Annotated in this window: 16 protein-coding genes and 2 pseudogenes; 3 read left to right on the top strand and 15 right to left on the bottom strand. The window is 71.5% G+C overall.

Annotated elements, in window-relative coordinates:
* The 15 genes and pseudogenes from AC08OJ_RS10035 to AC08OJ_RS09965 form a co-directional block, all read right to left on the bottom strand.
* The coding region (locus tag AC08OJ_RS10035; RefSeq protein ID WP_476595585.1) for a FecCD family ABC transporter permease at positions 1-702 on the bottom strand (702 nt) is incomplete at its 3' end.
* A gap of 60 nt (positions 703-762) precedes the next feature.
* The gene (locus AC08OJ_RS10030; protein WP_476595584.1) at positions 763-1,809 is read right to left on the bottom strand and encodes an ABC transporter substrate-binding protein; all 1,047 of its coding nucleotides are present in this window, start codon (positions 1,807-1,809) and stop codon (positions 763-765) included.
* 83 nt (positions 1,810-1,892) lie between these two features.
* Positions 1,893-3,371 carry an MFS transporter gene (locus AC08OJ_RS10025; RefSeq protein WP_476595583.1) on the bottom strand — a complete coding sequence of 493 codons (1,479 nt, stop codon included), beginning with the start codon at positions 3,369-3,371 and terminating at the stop codon, positions 1,893-1,895.
* A gap of 49 nt (positions 3,372-3,420) precedes the next feature.
* Entirely contained in the window at positions 3,421-3,660 is a 240-nt protein-coding gene (locus tag AC08OJ_RS10020) for a hypothetical protein (RefSeq protein WP_476595587.1), read from the bottom strand.
* Between the two features lie 255 nt (positions 3,661-3,915).
* Positions 3,916-4,101 (bottom strand): annotated as a pseudogene (locus AC08OJ_RS10015) (SDR family oxidoreductase); the annotation flags it as partial.
* 70 nt (positions 4,102-4,171) lie between these two features.
* Positions 4,172-8,137, bottom strand: a pseudogene (locus AC08OJ_RS10010) (amino acid adenylation domain-containing protein); the annotation flags it as partial.
* A complete protein-coding gene (locus AC08OJ_RS10005; protein WP_476595582.1) occupies positions 8,130-8,444 on the bottom strand; it encodes a phosphopantetheine-binding protein in 315 nt (104 codons plus the stop codon). The pseudogene AC08OJ_RS10010 and the gene AC08OJ_RS10005, both read right to left, overlap by 8 nt.
* The gene (locus AC08OJ_RS10000; RefSeq protein ID WP_476595581.1) at positions 8,444-10,102 is read right to left on the bottom strand and encodes a long-chain-fatty-acid--CoA ligase; all 1,659 of its coding nucleotides are present in this window, start codon (positions 10,100-10,102) and stop codon (positions 8,444-8,446) included. Before AC08OJ_RS10000 ends, AC08OJ_RS10005 begins: the two co-directional genes overlap by 1 nt.
* Positions 10,103-10,104: 2 nt before the next feature.
* A complete protein-coding gene (locus AC08OJ_RS09995) occupies positions 10,105-10,701 on the bottom strand; it encodes an FcoT family thioesterase (protein WP_476595580.1) in 597 nt (198 codons plus the stop codon).
* The gene (gene scoE / locus AC08OJ_RS09990) at positions 10,698-11,600 is read right to left on the bottom strand and encodes a (3R)-3-[(carboxymethyl)amino]fatty acid oxygenase/decarboxylase (protein WP_476595579.1); all 903 of its coding nucleotides are present in this window, start codon (positions 11,598-11,600) and stop codon (positions 10,698-10,700) included. The genes AC08OJ_RS09995 and scoE overlap by 4 nt, the downstream gene beginning before the upstream one ends.
* A complete protein-coding gene (locus AC08OJ_RS09985; protein WP_476595578.1) occupies positions 11,597-11,866 on the bottom strand; it encodes an acyl carrier protein in 270 nt (89 codons plus the stop codon). Before AC08OJ_RS09985 ends, scoE begins: the two co-directional genes overlap by 4 nt.
* Positions 11,860-12,234 carry a 3-oxoacyl-[acyl-carrier-protein] synthase III C-terminal domain-containing protein gene (locus tag AC08OJ_RS09980; protein WP_476595577.1) on the bottom strand — a complete coding sequence of 125 codons (375 nt, stop codon included), beginning with the start codon at positions 12,232-12,234 and terminating at the stop codon, positions 11,860-11,862. The genes AC08OJ_RS09985 and AC08OJ_RS09980 overlap by 7 nt, the downstream gene beginning before the upstream one ends.
* 33 nt (positions 12,235-12,267) lie before the next feature.
* Complete coding sequence (locus AC08OJ_RS09975; protein WP_476595576.1) at positions 12,268-12,951, bottom strand: ketoacyl-ACP synthase III; 684 nt, start codon at positions 12,949-12,951, stop codon at positions 12,268-12,270.
* Between the two features lie 113 nt (positions 12,952-13,064).
* On the bottom strand, positions 13,065-13,625 hold the full coding sequence (locus AC08OJ_RS09970) for a hypothetical protein (RefSeq protein WP_476595575.1): 561 nt from the start codon (positions 13,623-13,625) through the stop codon (positions 13,065-13,067).
* Positions 13,622-13,972 carry a zf-HC2 domain-containing protein gene (locus AC08OJ_RS09965; protein ID WP_476595574.1) on the bottom strand — a complete coding sequence of 117 codons (351 nt, stop codon included), beginning with the start codon at positions 13,970-13,972 and terminating at the stop codon, positions 13,622-13,624. The genes AC08OJ_RS09970 and AC08OJ_RS09965 overlap by 4 nt, the downstream gene beginning before the upstream one ends.
* An 81-nt stretch (positions 13,973-14,053) precedes the next feature.
* Between AC08OJ_RS09965 and AC08OJ_RS09960 the strand changes: the two genes are divergently transcribed.
* From AC08OJ_RS09960 to AC08OJ_RS09950, 3 genes are all read left to right on the top strand, one after another.
* Positions 14,054-14,635: a sigma-70 family RNA polymerase sigma factor gene (locus tag AC08OJ_RS09960; protein WP_476595573.1), complete on the top strand. Its 582-nt coding sequence runs from the start codon at positions 14,054-14,056 to the stop codon at positions 14,633-14,635.
* Between the two features lie 445 nt (positions 14,636-15,080).
* Positions 15,081-15,710, top strand: coding sequence for a hypothetical protein (locus AC08OJ_RS09955; protein WP_476595572.1), 630 nt, complete (start codon positions 15,081-15,083; stop codon positions 15,708-15,710).
* Positions 15,711-16,167: 457 nt separating this feature from the next.
* Entirely contained in the window at positions 16,168-16,737 is a 570-nt protein-coding gene (locus AC08OJ_RS09950; RefSeq protein ID WP_476595571.1) for a hypothetical protein, read from the top strand.
* Positions 16,738-17,282 lie beyond the last annotated feature (545 nt).

The following is a 17,282-nucleotide window of genomic DNA, read 5'->3' as shown; positions in this document are numbered from 1 at the left end:
GGCGATGGCCTGCTCCTCCCCATGGGCCAGCGCGTTGAGGCGGCGACCGAGCGGGACGAGTAGCGCCGTCACGACGGCGACGGTGGTGGCGGCCGGGGGGAGCTGGTCCCAGGTGGTCCCGGCGACGCTGCCGAGCAGCCAGAACATGACCTGGCGCAGCTGGTTCGGGTCGGCGGAGAGCTGCACGTAGCTGGTGACGGCCAGCAGCAGGTACCCGACGGCGACGCCGGCCAGGACGAGCCGGGTCGGGGCGAGCCGGCCGCGCCGCTGGCCGAGCAGGAAGACGGCCACCGCGGCGACCATCGCACCTCCGAAGGCCGCGGATGACACGCCGACACCGCCGACCGCCCCGGAGCCGGCCGTGATCACGATGACGGCACCCAGCGACGCCCCTGGGGACAGACCCATCACGTAGGGGTCGGCGAGCGGGTTGTCGACCAGGGTCTGCAGGACGACGCCGGCCACGGCGAGCCCCGCGCCGCACAGGGCGGCGAGCAGCACCCTCGGCACCCGGTACTCCCAGACGATCTGGTCGACGACCGGGTCGAGCCCGGCCGTCCGGCCGGTGAGGTGGCCGGTGACCACCCGCCAGGTTTGCGGCAGGGGAACCGTGACGGCACCGACACAGGCCGCCGCCAACATGATCAGGATGACCAGGCCGGTGAGGGCGAGCAGACAGCCGGGCAGGCCGACCCGCCCCAACGGCGCGGTGCGGACCGTGCCGGCGGTGCGGGTCGGTGCGGGTGCGGCGGCGCCCGCGGCTCAGAAGGTGTCCGGGTGCAGCAGCTTCGCGATCTTCTCGACGGCCACGTCGTTGCTCGGGCCGTAGTAGATCGAGTCGGCGAGCACCAGGTAGCGGTTGGCGCGGGTCGCGTCCCACTGCGGGAACTGGGCGAGGATGGCCTTGGCCGCCTTGTCCGGGTCGGGGTTCATGTAGTTGACCACCAGGACCGCATCGATGTCGGTCGAGGCCAGCTTCTCCTTGCTCACGGTCAGGAAGGTGTTGCCGGAACTGTCGAGGAAGGGGTTGACCGCCCCTGCCTTGTCGAGGATGTCGTTCCACACCCCGGCGCCGGCGATCGAGCTGAAGTCGTCGGCCCCCATACCCGGGAAGACCAGCAGCACGTTCGCGTCGGGCTTGCCCGCCAGGGCCTTAGTCACCTCGCCGATCCTGCTCTTCGAGGCCGCGATGACCTCCTGGGCCTTCCCGGAGACGTCGAAGATCTTCCCGAAGTCCCGCAGGATGGCGTAGCTGTCCTCGATGGTCGGTGCGCCGGCCGTCATCCCGTCCGTGCCGCAGGCACTCGCCGGGACGTAGCTGTTGGCACCGAGCTTGACTAGGTCGTCGCGGGTGGCGAAGCCCGACGCCGCGTCGAACCCGCCGCCGTAGGTGGAGATGACCAGGTCGGGCCGCAGTCCGAGCATGGCCTCACGCGGGATGTCCTGCAGGTCGTTCAGGGTGACCCCACCCGTGGGCAGGGCGTCGATCGCCTCCGCGCGGCCGGGGACGTCCGAGGCGCCGTAGTTCTGCGCGTTGGCGACGATCCGGTCGGAGACGCCGAGCTCGATCAGCGAGGACACCTCCGCTACCGAGCCGCCGTTCATCACCACGACCCGGCTCGGAGCCTTGTCGAAGGTGTATTTCTTCCCGCAGTTGGTGATCGTCAGCGGGTAGGTCGTCCTTCCCTCGGCCGCTTCCTGCGCGGCGGCCGTCGAGGCCCCTGTTGTCCCGTTCGCCGAACCGCCTGTGGTGTCGTCCGAATAGAACGTCACCACCAGCGCCAGCAGCAGCGCCCCCGCCGCGATCATCGGCCTGCCACGCATCGTCTTCCCGAACCCCCACTATTCCCAGCCTCTGATCCCCGCGCCCGCGGGCAGGCCTTCGTCCCCGGTTAACCGTTCTCAGGGGTAGTCGTCGCGAGGGCCTGACTAGTTCCCGGCGAGATCCGGACCCGGTCGCGCAGGACGCACAACGCCGCCGTGACAAGGGCGAGAACGGCGAGCAGCACGGTGGCGGCGGCGAATGCCTGGACATGCGAGTCCAGGTCGGCCGGCGCGTCGGCGGTGCCCGGGGTGCCGCCGAGCACGAGGCTGTACCAGCTGCCGACGGCCGCGTAGCCGGCGGCGAGCCCGAACTGGGTGAGTGTCGACGCGGTGCCGGAGGCGGCGCCGGCGTCGTCCGGGGCGACCCGGCGCAGGATGCCGCCGATCAGCGGTGCCACAACCAGCCCCTGGGCCAGGCCGACGGCGCCCATGGCCAGGGCCAGCAGCACCCGCTGCGCGGAGGTCGGTCCGGCCGCGATCGCGGCCTGCGCCAGCAGAACCACCGCGAGCCCCAGGCAGCCGAGCACCGGCAGCCGCGGCCCGGCCCGTCCGGCGGCGAGCCGCCCGGACAGCGGTGAGCCGATCGCGAACCCGACCCCGAGCGGTACCAGCATCAGGCCGCCCACCAGCGGAGACGTCTCGAGGCCGGTCTGCACGTAGTAGGTGAAGACGAGGAACAGCCCGGCGTTGCCGGCGAAGAAGGTGACCAACGTGGCGAGGCTGGTCGGCATCCCGGGAGCGGCCAGCACCCGGGGTGGGAACAGGGGCTCCCCGCCGCGGGGCGCGAGCGCACGCTGCTGGCGGACGAGCAGCGACACCGCGACGGCGGCGACCGGCGCGCAGGGCAGCGCCCAGGGGAGCCAGCCCCGGTGCGGGCCGAAGACGAAGGGCAGCAGGATCGCGGGGAACGCGACCACCGTCAGCGCGGCGCCCGCCAGATCGAACCGGGTGGCACCGGTGGCGCGGCTCTCCGGGATAACGGCCCGGCCCAGGGCGAGGATCGCCACACCGATCGGGACGTTGAGCAGGAAGGCGGGCCGCCAGCCGAGCCCGGCCAGGTCGAGGTCGACGAGCAGGCCGCCGCCGGCCAGGCCGGCGATGACCCCGAGGCCGAGAGCCGTCCCGTACAGGCCGAGCGCGCGGGCGCGCTGGGCGTCATCGCGGAACAGCGCGTGCAGGATCGCCAGCTCCTGCGGTACCAGCGCCGCCGCCGCGGTGCCCTGGACGACCCGGAAGACGATGAGCGCCGGGGCGTTCGGGGCCAGCCCGCAGGCCAGCGAGGCCAGGGTGAACACCGCCATGCCCGCCAGGAACACCCGGCGGCGGCCGAACCGGTCGCCGAGCCGGCCGCCGACGACCAGCCCGGCGGCACAGGCCAGCACGTAGCCGGCGCCGACGAGCTGGATCTCGTCGAAACCGGCGGGCAGCTCCCGCTGGCGAAACCGGCGGGCAGCTCCCGCTGGATGGTGGGGCTGGCGAGGCTGACGATGAACCCGTCGACCTGGCCCATGAACGTCGCGCCCAGTATGACCACGAACCCCAGCCACTCCCGCCGCGTCGCCAGCGGGGAAGGTGCCTGGTCGGTGTAAGCCGCCGTCAACGTGCCGGCTCCGGGCGGGGGCGGGCGGTCGGCGCGGGAAGGAAGCCGACGTCGACGAAGTAGTCCACATAGCGATCGACCATGTCGTCGTCCACCTCCGGTGCTCGGGCCAGGTCGGCTCCCAGCACCTCGATCGTGTTGCGCCGGGAGAAGACCGGCGCCGGGTGTGTGTGGGTCGGGCCGGACGTGCGGGTGGTGCCGGCCGCGGTGAGCTGGGCCAGGTGCCCGGCGGTCACCGTGAGCGAGTAGTCCCCGCGCTCGGCCGCCTGCTCCGCGGCCTGATCGAGGCGTTCACGCCACCGCGGCGGTTCGAGCGCTTCCAGCGGGAAGCCACGCGCTCGCAGCCGGTCGAGTACGGCGTGGACGTCGGTGGGACGGGCGGCCGTGAGATGGAAAGTGGCGTATCTGTCGGCGCGCGTCAGCCGGACGATCGAGCCAGCGACCCAGTCCACGGGTACCAGGTCGGCCGGCGCCGTGGAAGCGGCGGCCGGGGCCGCACCCAGCGTGATCATCGTTCGGACCTGCTGCCAGAACGCGTCGTCGGTGCCGCCGGCACCCGTCCGGGTGTCGCCGCACACCCGGCTCGGGCGGTACACCGACACCGGCAGGCCACGGCCGGCCGCCGCCAGCACCAGACCCTCGGCCACCCATTTGCTCGCCACGTACCCGTTGGCCATGAGTGAGGCCGGCGCCACCCGGCGCTCCTCGTCGATTGTCGTCGACGGCCCAGGCCAGGTCGCAGCTGGACACGTGGTGCACAGGGGTGGGCCGCCCGGTCATTGCCAGACGCAGGATCTCCGCCGTGCCCGCGACGTTCGCCGCCCGCAGCCTGCGGTAGGGATCAAGGTGGTGGACCCGGGCGCCGTTGTGCACGATGACGTCCAGCTCGCCGGCCAGCCGGGTGAACACGGCCTCGTCGAAGCCGAGGGAGGGCTGTTCGAGGTCGCCCGGCAGCGCGACCACCCGCTCGGTGAGGACTTCGTCCGGGATCTGGATCCGCAGGCGGCGCAGCGCGTCGCGTAGGCGGGCCAGGGCCCGCGCGCCGTCGGGGGCGCGGACGAGGCAGTGCACGGTGGCCGTCGTCTGATCGAGCAGCTCCCGCAGTAGGAACGTGCCGAGGAAGCCGGTCGCACCAGTCAGCAGGACCTGATGGGGGTCCGTGGCACGAGCCGGTTCGGCGGGCGCCGCATCGGAGGGCACGAGGGACGGGTCCAGTCGTGCCTCGGCGGCGAGATCGACTCCCTGCCAGGGCAGGTCGCCCTCGGGTGTCGCCGCGGGCTGGGCGGCGGGCTTCTGCACGTTCCATGGTGCGGCGTCCTGTGACGCGGGGGCACCCTCCGCGGTGCCCGGCTGGGCCGGACCGGGCAGCCGTTCGGCGAGTTCGGCCACCGTGGGTGCGTCGAAGACCGCCCGGATGCCCAGGCGAACCCCGGTGCTCGCCCGCAGCCGGGAGATCAGCCGGGCCACCAGCAGCGAATGGCCGCCGAGGGCGAAGAAGTCGTCGTCGACGCCGACCCGCTCCAGGCCCAAGGTCTCGGCGAACAGGTCGCACAGCAGCCGTTCTCGCGCGTCGCGTGCAGGCCTGCCGGTGCCCGCGGCGGCACCGGTCGGTGGCGGTGGCAGGGCGGCCCGGTCCAGCTTGCCGTTCGTCGTGCGGGGCATGCGGTCCAGCAGGACGATGACCGGCGGGACCATGTAGTCGGGCAGCCGGCGGGCCAGGTGGCGACGCAGCCGCGCCGGACCGTCGGCCGGCGGGGCGCCGGCCAGCGGGGCTTCGGCCAGTGGGCTGTCCCCGGCCGGCACGGCGTACGCGACCAGCCGCTCACCGCCCGGGCTATCCGAGCGGGTGATGACGGCCGCCGCCGCCACCTCGGGATGGTCGGTCAGGGCGGCCTCGATCTCACCCGGCTCGATGCGGAAGCCGCGGATCTTGACCTGGGTGTCGGCCCGGCCCTGGTACTCCGGCAGGCCGTCGGCGCGGCGGCGGACCAGGTCGCCGGTGCGGTACATCCGCGTCCCCGCCGACCCGAACGGGTCGGCCACGAAACGCTCGGCGGTCAGCCGCGGCCGGCGGTGGTAGCCCTCGGCCAGAGGCAGGCCCGCGAGGTACAGCTCCCCGGTCTGGCCCGGCGGGACCAGCCGCAGCGCGGAGTCGAGTACGTAGGCGCGGGCGCCGGTCACCGGCCGGCCGATGACCGGGGTCTCGCTGTCCGCGAGCCGGGCCCAGACGGTGTCGACGGTGCACTCGGTGGGCCCGTACAGGTTGTAGGCATTCAGGCCGGGCACGGTCCGCAGCCGTGACCACAGCACGGGGCCGGCGGCCTCGCCGCCCAGCGCGATCACCGCGGGGACCCGCCGGCCCGGTTCGAGCAGCCCGGCGTTGATCAGCTCCTCGGCGTAGGTGGGGGTGATGTCGAGGAAGTCGATGTTCTGGGCGTCGATGTAGTCCAGCAGCGCGGCAGGCTCCCGGCGCTCCTCGTCACCGATCAGGTGCAGCTCGTGGCCTGCCAGCATCCACAGCAGCCCCTCCCACGAGGTGTCGAAGGACAGCGAGGCGGTGAGCGCGGCGCGCATCCGCCGGCCGGCCACCGCGGCCTCCGGTTCGATCATCGACACCCGGTGGTGGTGGAACAGGTTCACCATCCCACGATGCGTCAGGATGACGCCCTTGGGGCGCCCGGTCGACCCGGAGGTGTGGATGATGCACAGGGGATGATCGGGCGTCAGGCTCGCCGATTGGTCACTGTCTGTCAGATCACCCTCCGGCGCGTGGTCGAGGGCCAACCGGACACCGGGGTCGTCCAGTTCGATGATCCGGGTGGCGAGGTTCCGGGTGGCGTCGGTCGCCACGGCGGCGGCGAGTGAGTCGACCGTCACCACGGCGGCCGGGCGGGTGTCGCCGAGCACGAAGGCGATCCGCTTCTCGGGATGGTCCGGGTCGAGGGGAACGTAGGGTGCGCCGGCCTTGAGGGCGGCCAGCAAGGCGACAATCGTGTCTCCGGTGCGGGGGAGCAGCAGGGCCACTGGCCGGTCGGGGCCGGCGTCCACCGTGAGCAGCAGCCGGGCCAGCTGGTTGGCCCGCGCGTTCAGCTCCGCGTAGGAAAGGCTGCCGTACCGTCCCTCGTCACCAGGCGGTTCCACATCCTCCGGGCCGTCTCCCCCGCCAGACGGTCGGTCAGCGGCCCAGACGCCTTCGACCGCGGTCAGGGCCGGCAGGTTCGGGGCCGCCGTCGCCGCCGCGGCGAACAGGTCCACGACGGTGGCCCGATACGCCTCGGGGCGTCCGGCGCCGGCCTCTGGTCCGGCCTCGGGTGTGGCCGCGGCGCCCGAGCTGGCGGCGAGCAGGGCTTCGCGCTCGCCGTCGAGGAGAAGGTCGACTGCGTCGACCGGGTCGGCCGGTCGGCGGGCGAGGCGGTGCAGGAAGGCCGCGAAGCGGCCGGCGTGCGTGGCCAGCTCGTCGCCGCTGTAGCAGTTCGGGTTGGCGTCGAGGAGGATCCGCAGCCCGTCGCCGTCGGCCCGGTTGTAGACATGGACCGCGAGATCCTCGATGAGGCCGGCGGACACGTTGCGGACGATCGCGGGATGTCCGTCGAACCGCAGTCCGTAGTCGAACGGCATGATGTTCGCGGACGGCCCGAACAGCTTGCGTTCGCCGCCCACCATCCGCAGGGCGCGGCGCAGCTGCTCGTAGCGGTACCGGTGATGACGCCGGCTGCCCCGCAGGTGGGCGGCGATCTGCTCCGCCAGGTCGAGCAGGCTGTCGCCCGGTTCGACGCGGACCCAGGCCTGGACGGCGTTGAGCACCATGCACGGCACCCGCAGGGCGACCGAGCCGGTCCGTCCCATCACGGGTACCGCCAGGGAGATCTGGGCGGGGCCGTCCGGCCGGCGTTGCTCGCTCATCCGGTACAGGTAGGCGGCCAGCGCGGCGACGAGCATGTCGCTCCACTGCGCCTTCGCCGCCCGTCCCGATTCGCGCAGCAGGGCCAGGGTGTCCGCGTCGACGTCCGCGGCCCGGCGCAGCACCTCGCGGGCGAGCGGGGCGGAGCGCCCGGCGAGGGTCACCGGTGCCGGGCGGCCGTCGTGGTAGTCGGCCCAGAATCGCTGGTCGCGGGTGAACTGGTCGGACGCGGTGTAGGCGTGGTCCTCGGCGACCACGGACACGAGTGAGCCGAAGGAGTGGGCCGGTGTCTGCTGGTCCTGTGCGAGTGCCGTGTAGATCTCGGCGACCCGGCGGGCGACGAGCGCCAGCCCGTAGCCGTCGAGTGCGATGTGGTGCACGCGGTGGTACCACAGCACGCTGCGGTCACCCAGGCGGAACAGCGCATGGCCGAACAGCGGCCCCGTCCGCAGGTCGACGGGACGCGCGACGTCCGCTGCCATCCACTCTTCGGCCGCGCGGAGAGGGTCGGGCCGGCCGCGCAGGTCCTCCTGGTGGACGGCGAACTCGACCGGGCCGATCTCCTGCCACGGCTCGTCGGAGCCGGCCTCGTCGCCGGAGCTGTTCTCGGTGGCGGCGCCTGTGCCGAAGCGCACGCGGACGGCCTCGGTCTCGGTCACGGCTCCACGTACGGCCCGTTCCAGCAGGTCGAGGTGGATCTCGCCGTCGATGAGCACGTACTCGGCGGTGTTGTAGGCCGGTGTGCCCGGGTCGAGCTGCTGGCCGGTCCAGATCCCGCGCTGGGCGGCCGACAGCGGCAGCCGCTCACCCATCGGACGGGTCCGACCCGCCCGACCCTTCGGACGGCGACTGGGCGGGGGCCGGCGGGCCGGATGCCGATCGGGCCGCGGCCAGGACCCGGTCGAAGCCGGTGAGGGTCGGGTTCTCGGCCAGGTCGAAGGCGGCGTCCGCGCCCTTCTCGCGCCACTGCTCGACCAGGGTGAGCAGGGCGACGGAGTCCAGCCCGGCATCGAAGAGGTTGTCGTCCTCGTCAAGCTCGTCAGGGGTGACGAACAACAGCTCGGCGACGTCGGCGCGGACGGCCCGCGGGTCCACGGGCGGCGGCTCGGCGGGTCTCATCAGTTGACCCGCCGGTCACGGCCGGCCCAGTAGGGCTCGCGCAGCTCACGCCGCAGGATTTTGCCGCTGGGGTTGCGCGGGATCCGGTCGACGAACTCGAAGCGGGACGGGATCTTGAACGTGGCGATCCGGTCCCTGAGGAACACCACGAGATCACGGGCCCGCACCTCGTGGCCGTCCCGGGGCGCTACGAACGCCTGGACCGCCTCGCCGAACCGGTCGTCGGGCACGCCGATCACGGCCACATCCGCCACAGCGGGATGGTGGGCGAGCGCGTTCTCGATCTCGTTCGGGTAGATGTTCTTGCCTGCGACGATGATCAGGTCCTTCACCCGGTCGAGGATGTGGACGTACCCGTCGGCGTCGAGCCGGCCGGCGTCACCGGTGTGCACCCATCCGTCCACGAGGGTGCGGGCGGTCGCCTCCGGGAGGTTCCAGTAGCCGATCATCCGGGCAGGGGTGCGCAGGCAGATCTCGCCGACCTCACCGGTGGGCAGTGTGACCCCGTCGGGGCCGACGATCTTCACCTCGATACCCGGGTAGGGGCGGCCCGCCGCGCGCAGCCGCGGGCTGCCCGGCCGGTGGTCTGCCGGTGGCAGGCACACAGCGGTGTTGCCGGTCTCGGTGAGGCCGTAGATCTGGGCGAACTCGCAGCCGAAGGTCTCCAGCGACTCCCGCAACAGGCTCTCGGAGATCGGGGAGCCGCCATAGACGATCTTGCGTAGGGTGCGGAACGCGGGCCGGTCGGCCTCCGGTTCGGCGAGCATCAGCCGCAGCATTGACGGCACCACGCAGGCGGTGGTCACCCCGAGATCACGGATGAGCCGCACCGCCGTGCGGCTGTCGAACGCGGGCAGGACCACGTTCGTCACCTCCGCGGCGAGGTTCTGTGACGCCCACCAGATGCCGCCGACGTGAAAGCCCGGGATGCCGACCAGGGCCAGGTCGCCAGGTCGCCAGTCGATCCAGTCCAGCTCGGCGCCTGCGAGTGCCTCCCGCACGGCGTGCAGGCTGCGTTGCGCCAGCACGACGCCCTTCGGTAGCCCGGTGGTCCCGCTGGTGTACAGCTGCAGGATCGGATCGTCCGGTCCACCGCTGGCTCCACCCGGGCCCGCGCCCTCCACGGCGGCGGCGCTGTGGGGCTCCTTCCAGACCGCCAGGCTGTGACCTCGGTCCGGGCTCGCGGGTAACCCCGCCGCCGCACCAGGCGCTGGGCCGTCCACGATGACGACCCGGACATCAGCGTGGGGCCCGATCGCCTGTTCGGCGGTGGCGCGCAGGTCAGTGGTGACGAAGATCAGCTCGGATGCCGAGTCCTGCAGGATGTGCTTGATCTCCGGGGCGGTCAGCCGCCAGTTGATGGGGACGAGTACCGTCCCGGCCTTGGCACAGGCGATGAACACCTCGTAGTAGTGCTCGGACTCGCGGCCGAGATAGGCGACCCGGCCGCCGGCCGGGACGCCGGAGCCGAGGATCGCCCGGGCCGTCCGGTTGCTCTCCCGGTCGAGCCGCTCGTAGCCGGTCGTGCGGCCGTCGCAGATAACAGCAGGGATGTGGGGCTGTCTGGCCGCGTGTCGGGAGATCAGCTCTGCGATGCCGGGTAGCCGCGGTGTGACCTGGTGCGTCGCGGTCGAGTGCGCCACGGGTGCTTCGGGCACCGTCACTGGTCTCCTCCCGTGCGAGCCTCGTCCGGCGGGGTCGCGTCCGGGGACGTCGTTCCGGAGGGAGCGGGGTCCGGGACGACCGCGACGGCGGCGGTGCCGTGGCATCCATCGCCGGCTTGGTCCCAGTAGCGGAAGGAGGTGCTCAGGGAGATCAGCGGGTCGCTGCCCGGCCGCAGCCGGCGCGCGGTGGCATGGTCCAGCCGGAACTCGCCCGAGAAATCCCGCGCGTCCAGCCCGCGGGTGAAGACGCTCTGCATGCGGGCGATGAGCACTGAGGGCAGCTGGCGGCGGAGGAAATCCTCCATCGTCCAGCCCGCGAATACCGGCTCCGCCTTTTCTCTCACACAGGTCGCGATGGCGAGATAGAGCATCTGGTTGTAACAGATGTTGACCTCGACGGCGTTGAGATGCCCGGTGTCGTCGATATAGCAGGACTCCGGGATTGAGAAGTCGGCGGTCAGCTGGATCCGTCCGTCGTCGAAGGTGGTCGTCGCCGACCGCAGGTAGCGGCAGTGCGGCTTGTAGCAGCGGAGCACCCGCTCCCGCAGCCGCGGGTCGTCGGCGACGACCCGCGAGGCCGTGAGGGTGGTCATGCCACCCCCGCGCCGGCCAGCTCCATCGAGCCGTCCGTGTCCGAGGCGGCCGGCGGGTCGTACACGGTCACCCGGTAGGACATGGCCGGCTCGTCGGTCGCGGTGTGCAGTGCCCGGTGCACCAGGGAGCGGTTGTCCCACACCAGTAGGTCACCCACGTCGAAGGTCTGCAGGTGAATGGCCGGATGGGTACAGGTGGGGTCGAGCTGTCCGCTGGCCTCCAGGAGCTCGGCGAGCAGACCGGGGCGTTCCTCGCCCTCGGCGTCCTCGATGGCCTGGGTGAACCCCTCGCTGATGTAGAGGAGCTTCCGTCCGCTGTGTGGGTGGGTCACGACCGTCGGGAAACGGACCGCGGGGGTGCGCTCGTCGATCTCGGCCAGCACCTCCGAGATCGGCCGGTAGACGTCACCGGGCCGGATCTTGAAGTAGCGCCGGACGCTGTGGCGGGCGAACGTTCCCTCGACCGCCGCGCGCAGCCGCCCGTCCAGCAGCTCGTAAGCACGCGACATGTCGATGAAAAACGTACCGCGGTTTCGGCTCGGCACTACCTGCGGAAGAATCAGGGTCAGGTCGAACGGGTCGGGCATGAACTGGTAATCCGAATGCCAGAACTTCCCGGTCCGGGGTACACCGATCTGTTCTCCGGCCTGCGCGACGTTCGACGAGACGAACACCTCGGGAACGTCCGGGTGATGGTAGATGGGCTCGTAGTAGGCCTCAGGTCGCCCCAGCCGCCGCCCGAGGCGCAGGAAAGCCGCCGGATCGAGATCCTGGCCGGTCAGCACGGCGATGCGTTCCCGGTAGACAGTCCGCTTCAGCTCGGCCACCTCGGCATCCGAGGCCGGGTCGAAACCCTCGACCACCACCCCGAAACCGTTCTCCGAAGGACGGGTTCTCACGACAGCGGGCTCCTTTCGTCATCACCTCTGTCCGGGCCATGCGCGCCACCCGGCAGGGACACCGCCACCACCTCGTCGATCAGGTTCGCGACACTGGAAATCCCGGCGATGCGCTCGTCCGGTACCTCCACCCCGAACTCACGTTCCAGCACGGTCAGCAGGTCCACGAGGCCGAGCGAATCCACATCAAGATCGCTCGGCAGAGCCTCCAGCGGGACACCGCCAGGCGGCACGGTGCCGTACTCGCCGACGAACACGGTCACCACCGCGCGGACATCGGCGGGTTCGATCCGGCTCGCGCCGATCCGACCGGCGTCACCGCTAATGGTGTGATCTCCGGCCACATCAGAGCGACCGAACCCCAGGTCGTTCCACCGCCGAAGGCCGTAAGAAGGACCCGATCCCGCGGGCGCAGCCGGCCCGCCGCCCACTCGGCCGACAGCGCCAGCGGGATCGAGGCCGCGGCGGTGTTACCCACGTCAGCCAGCCGCACGGACACGTTCCCGGCCGGGATCCCGAGCCGCGTCCCGACCGCGGTCAGAATGCGCTCGTTCGCCTGATGCGCCACGAACAGGTCCACGGCGTCCGGCGGCCAGCCGACGGAGGCGAGGACAGCACGCGCCGACGCCGTCATCCGCTCGACGGCATGCCGGTAGACGACCTGTCCCTACATGGAGAACCAGCGGCCGGATCCGGCCCCGTCGAGCCTGGAGGGTCCGCCGGCCGGCAGTGGTGCCCGGGACCCGCCGGAACGGACCGTGATCAGATCCTCCTGGGAGCCGTCACTGCCCAGGTCGAAGGCCAGCAGCGCGCCGGCCTCGGAGCGCTCACCGGCACGCAGGACGACGGTTCCCGCCCCGTCACCGAACACCGCCCTCGTACCGCGATCCTGCGGGTCCAGGATGGTGGAGAAGGTGTCCGCCCCGATGAGCAGGACACTGTCCACCACGCCGGCGAAGATCAGCCCGTAAGCGGTGGCAAGCCCGTAGACGAAACCCGAGCACACCGCGCCCAGGTCGAAGGCGGGTACCTTCCCGAGCCCCAGTCGGTCGGCGACCACGGGAGCGGTCGCCGGACAGGGCCGGTCCGGGGTGGTCGTCGCCACGATGACCGCGCCCACCGTGCTCGTCCCGGCGGACTCCAGCGCCGCGGCGCCCGCCCGCACGGCGAGGTCGGAGGTGGACTCACCCGGTGCGACGACATGCCGGGTGTGGATCCCGGTCCGTTCCCTGATCCAGGCATCCGACGTGTCGAACCTGGCCGTCAGGTCGTCATTGGTCACGGTCCCCGCTGGCACGTACCCGCCCACACCCGCGAGGACCGCCGTCCGCACGAACTGGCCCGCAGCCATGGAGACATCCGCCGGTGCGGTCCCGCCCCAGCGGCCGACACCGTCACCCAGGCAGAGCCTGCCCGGACCGGAACTCCCGGCCTCGCCGTCCCGCGAAGCTGTCGAGTTCATGTTCAGGTAGTCGGCAGCGAGCCCCTTCTGGTTCCCGACATGTCGCACGGGACCGGACAGCGAGCGGAATCCTCGGGGCAGACGGCCTGGGTGAGCCGCCCCGCCGCCCGGGCTGTCCCTGGCAGGCGCCGCGGCTGGCGGACGTCAGGCGGCGTGCCGGTCGCCGCGTCGCAGCCGGCTCGTCGGCCGGGGAACCAGCCGCAGCCGTTGCTGAGCCCGCACCCCGAGGGGATGGCGGCGCCACTGCCGTCGTGTTCCGTGCCGTCACGTGTGGTTCCCGCCCACGGGGCGCCGGGATCGGTGGTCAGCTGGGTGAGGGTCAGGATCAACAGATAGCCGGCAAGGAGAACCGTATGGGTGAGCAGCCGGTCGGCCGACACCTCCCCATGGGCGATGTCGTTGATGGACAGCAATCCGAGGAGCCCGACGAACGCTGTCAGCAGCGGCACAAGCCCGTCCGCGATGGCACGGCGCGCCGCGGCGGCCAGGAAACCGACTCCCACCGCGAGGTTCCAGGCGGCGGACTCGTGCGACAGGTGCTCCGCATGCGTCGCGCCGGTCACGCCGTGATGGGTCGAGACCGGGGCGGCATGGAACGGGGCCCCACCCCGAGAACCTGCAGCAGCCCGAGCACGAGCTGGGCCAGCCCCAGCGCGGCGAGGCCCCAGCGCAGACAGACGAACAGGGGCGACACCCTGGCGCGGGCCAGCCCGGCCAGGTGAGTGAGGTCCGGCGAGGGAGCGTCGTGAGGTGCCGCGTGGACGGCAGCGCGCAGCAACGCCGCCTCGCGCTGCCAGGCGGCGCAGGCCGGGCACCGTTCCAGGTGCGCGTCGATGAGGGCCGCTGACACTCCGGGCTCCTCACCGTCGAGCCGAGCGGACAGCGCCTCGCGCCAGGTCTCACACCCCATGGTCTGCATTGTCGTCCCGTGGAGGCGAAAAGTTCCAAAGCCCGGAAACGGCCGCGATGCCACCGGATACGCCTTCCGGGCGTGTCATCAGCTGAACACGATGAGCAGAAGGTCACCGCCTGGGCGGTGGCCGGCGGCCGTGGTGACCAGGCCGCCGCGGCGGCGTTCATTCGCGCGACCCAGCAACAGACCCACCGGTTCCTGCTACACCTGACCGACCCGGGCTGCGCTGAGGATCTGTGTCAGGAGACCTACGCCCGGGCGATCCGGGCGCTGCCCTCGTTCGCCGGCCGATCCTCGGCCCGCACCTGGCTGCTAGCCATCGCGCGGCGGGTCGCCGTCGACCACATCTGCGCGCTGACACGCGGCCCGCGGCCCGCCTCGGAAACGGACTGGCGCCGGACCGTCGACACCGAGCCCGCTGCCAACGGCTCCGTGGAAGACGGAGTCATCCTGCGGACGCTGCTGCAGGAGCTGCCTGTCGACCGCCGCGAGGCCTTCGTGGCGACACAAATGCTGGGCCTCACCTACGCCGAGGCCGCACAGGTCTGTGACGGCCCCATCGGCACCATCCGCTCCCGCGTCGCCCGTGCCCGCGAGGATCTCCTCGCTGCCTACCGCGACAGCGGAGAACCGCCCCGGGCGCTCAGAGCAATCAGCTGAGAGACGCTAGTTTCCCGCCCCAAGCTGGCGGCCCGTGGCGTTCGCCTCCGACGCTCGCCTACATGGTTCTCCGTGGTAAAAACGAGATCGGAATCGCGGACGACTGGGGGAGCGGCGTCCAGCGGTTCTATGACGAAGCCGGTCCGCTCGCCATGTAGCACCGGACGCGCCACGAGGCGCGTCCACGTAGATCTGAACTTCGCCATCTTCGCCCGGACAGGACACGTGCGACAGTCGCTGACGCTGCCCGCCCAGCGGAGAATGGTTCTTCTGGAGGATATGCCACCTTCATTTCGGCTACTGCTCTCCTGGTCAGAACGGATCAAATCGTGCTGGGTCACCGTTCCGACTGTGAAGTTGGAACGGGTCTGGGCGGGTCTGGTCGGGCAGGCTGGAGGTGCGGTCCGCAGTGGGACCGTGACCGATCGGTGCTGGATGGTGCGAGGTGGACGCGGTGGCTCCTCGTTGCAGACTTGGCGATCGAGGGCGGGTCGGCCGGCTGGCCAGTGGTGCGCTGCTCGCGGTCGTCGCCGTGGCACTGGTTTCGTGTTCGGACGATGGCTCGACGCCTGGTGCGGCTGGGGCCAGCAGCGCCGTCTCGTCGCCGGTGCGGTCGAGCGTCATGCCAACGCCGACGTCTGCGGCCGATATCGCGAGCGGCGAGGCGGTGGCCGCGTATCTGGGGATGTGGCAGGCGACCGCGATCGCCAGCCACACGTCGGACTGGCAGGCATCTGAGCTGTCCCGATACGCCTCGGGTTCGGCGCTCCAGGTGATCACCGGTGCGCTGTATGCCGACCGCTACAACAAGGTCGTCTCCAGAGGCCAGTCGGTGAACCATCCGACGGTGACCTCGACGGAGCCCTCTGCCGCGCCGACGACCATCCTGCTTGCGGACTGCGGAGACGATTCGGGATGGCAGAAGTACCACGCCAATCTCGGGCAAGCGGACGATGGGCAGCTCGTCGCGGGATCTCCTGGTGGCCGCCGGCAGATCAGCGCCGAGGTGAAGCTTCACCAGGACGGGGTATGGCGGGTAACCCGTTTCGCCGCCGGGTCGGTGGGCTCATGCTAGTCCGGATCGCCAGCGTCCTCGCCATTGTGGGAGCCGTGTGCGCCGGCGGGGTCGCGCCGGCGAGAGCCGAGTCTCCGCCCCGCACAGACCAGGATAATCACGGTTTCTACGGGTCGGGTGAACTGCGATCAGAACCCGCATCCGGGCTGCGAGCTGTTCGCGGGCGGCAAGTCCACGCCTGCGGCGCCTGCCGCGCCGCAGGACTCAGCACCTGACACCTCGGGAGGCGGTGAGGGCAGCAGCGCCGCGCCGGGCGACCAGAATCTCACGCCACCGGAGACGGCGAAGTGCGCCTACGTCCGCAGCGACTATCAGCCTCCTACGGGTGGTATACGGACAATTGTCTACCAGCGGCAGGCACGCGGGGGTCTGGTCGTGCGGGCGGCCCTGGCTGGGTCCGGGCTATCGGTGCAGACGGTGGCGTCCCAGCCGGGCCAGGGCCCGGGAGCCTGCTACCTTGTACCAGTGCACCACCGACGGTGTCCGCGACGCGCTGTACCGCCCTCCGGTCTGGCTGGCCGACCCGCCGGCGCCGGGCCCAGCGGTAGATCCGGAGGCGCTGGCAGCACAGGCCCGCGACCATCTGGGACTCGCGGGCCCGGCGATCTCGATGAGCCCGGTCCGCGATCAGCTGGTGCGGCTGCCGACGTGGCTGTGGCTGGATGCGGCCGGGTGGGACCCGGTGGCGGCGACCGCGGCGGCGGGTGGGGTGTCGGTGACCGCGGTTGCCAGACCCGTAGCGGTGGACTGGTCCATGGGGGACGGCGGAACCGTGACGTGTCTGGGCCCGGGCACGCCGTTCCCGGCCGGGGCCGATCCGAAGAGCGCCTCGCCGGACTGCGGCTACACCTACACCCACCGGTCACTGGACGAGCCGGGCGGGACGTTCACGCTGACGGCGACCGTGCGCTGGGATGTGACGTGGGCGGGCGCGGGCCAGACCGGGGTCTTCCCCGGGTTGACGACGTATTCGACGGTACAGGCTCGGGTGATCGACATTCCTGCGCTCGTGACGGGTGGGCGCTGAGGACAGGCCACGTCCAGGAACAGGCTCGCGGCGGGCGGCACCTGATTTCTGTACTGAGGATCTAGAATTTTGATGGAGAGTCCGCCTCTTGGACCGATCGGGCGGCAGATTCTGTCTGTGCGGGCCGAGTCGGCCTAGGCGAGTGACGTCGCGCCATGGCCGGCGGTTTTGCTGCGCAGGCCGGATCGCTGGCCACGAGCTGGCTGGGTGGCCCGGTAGGCTGTCGGGGAACCCGACCTGACCGGAGGTGTCGTCATAGGTGCCTGGAAATGTTGGTGTTTGGGTCCGGGTGGGGCGGAAATGGGCAGCGAAGTGTCGGCTGCGGCGCGTGGGCCGGTCGGCCAACGAGGCGTGCGCCGCAAGCTACACCCTCGCTGGCGCCGATACTCGCGGGCGTTTGTAAATGGGTAGCAGGTCCTGGGAGTTTGCGTCAATCTGAGCGGCGCTCCAGGGGTGCTGTTGGGTGATGCGCAGTGGATCGCAGGCCTCAGTGGTGCCCAGCACGTCTGCCAGCAAGGCGTATGGCCTGGTCAGCCACCCTGTTC

Source organism: Frankia sp. CgKIO3 (genome assembly GCF_977946435.1).
This window is presented reverse-complemented; position numbering and strand designations above follow the sequence as displayed.

What these genes read in the sequence shown, in the direction of transcription:
- AC08OJ_RS09995 (WP_476595580.1), bottom strand. Translation starts at nt 10,701, where the DNA reads ATGACCACCCTCACGGCCTCGCGGGTCGTCGCCGACGACCCGCGGCTG.
- AC08OJ_RS09975 (WP_476595576.1), bottom strand. Translation starts at nt 12,951, where the DNA reads ATGGCTGCGGGCCAGTTCGTGCGGACGGCGGTCCTCGCGGGTGTGGGC.
- AC08OJ_RS10005 (WP_476595582.1), bottom strand. Translation starts at nt 8,444, where the DNA reads ATGAGACCCGCCGAGCCGCCGCCCGTGGACCCGCGGGCCGTCCGCGCC.
- AC08OJ_RS09980 (WP_476595577.1), bottom strand. Translation starts at nt 12,234, where the DNA reads ATGACGGCGTCGGCGCGTGCTGTCCTCGCCTCCGTCGGCTGGCCGCCG.
- AC08OJ_RS09965 (WP_476595574.1), bottom strand. Translation starts at nt 13,972, where the DNA reads ATGGGGTGTGAGACCTGGCGCGAGGCGCTGTCCGCTCGGCTCGACGGT.
- AC08OJ_RS10030 (WP_476595584.1), bottom strand. Translation starts at nt 1,809, where the DNA reads ATGATCGCGGCGGGGGCGCTGCTGCTGGCGCTGGTGGTGACGTTCTAT.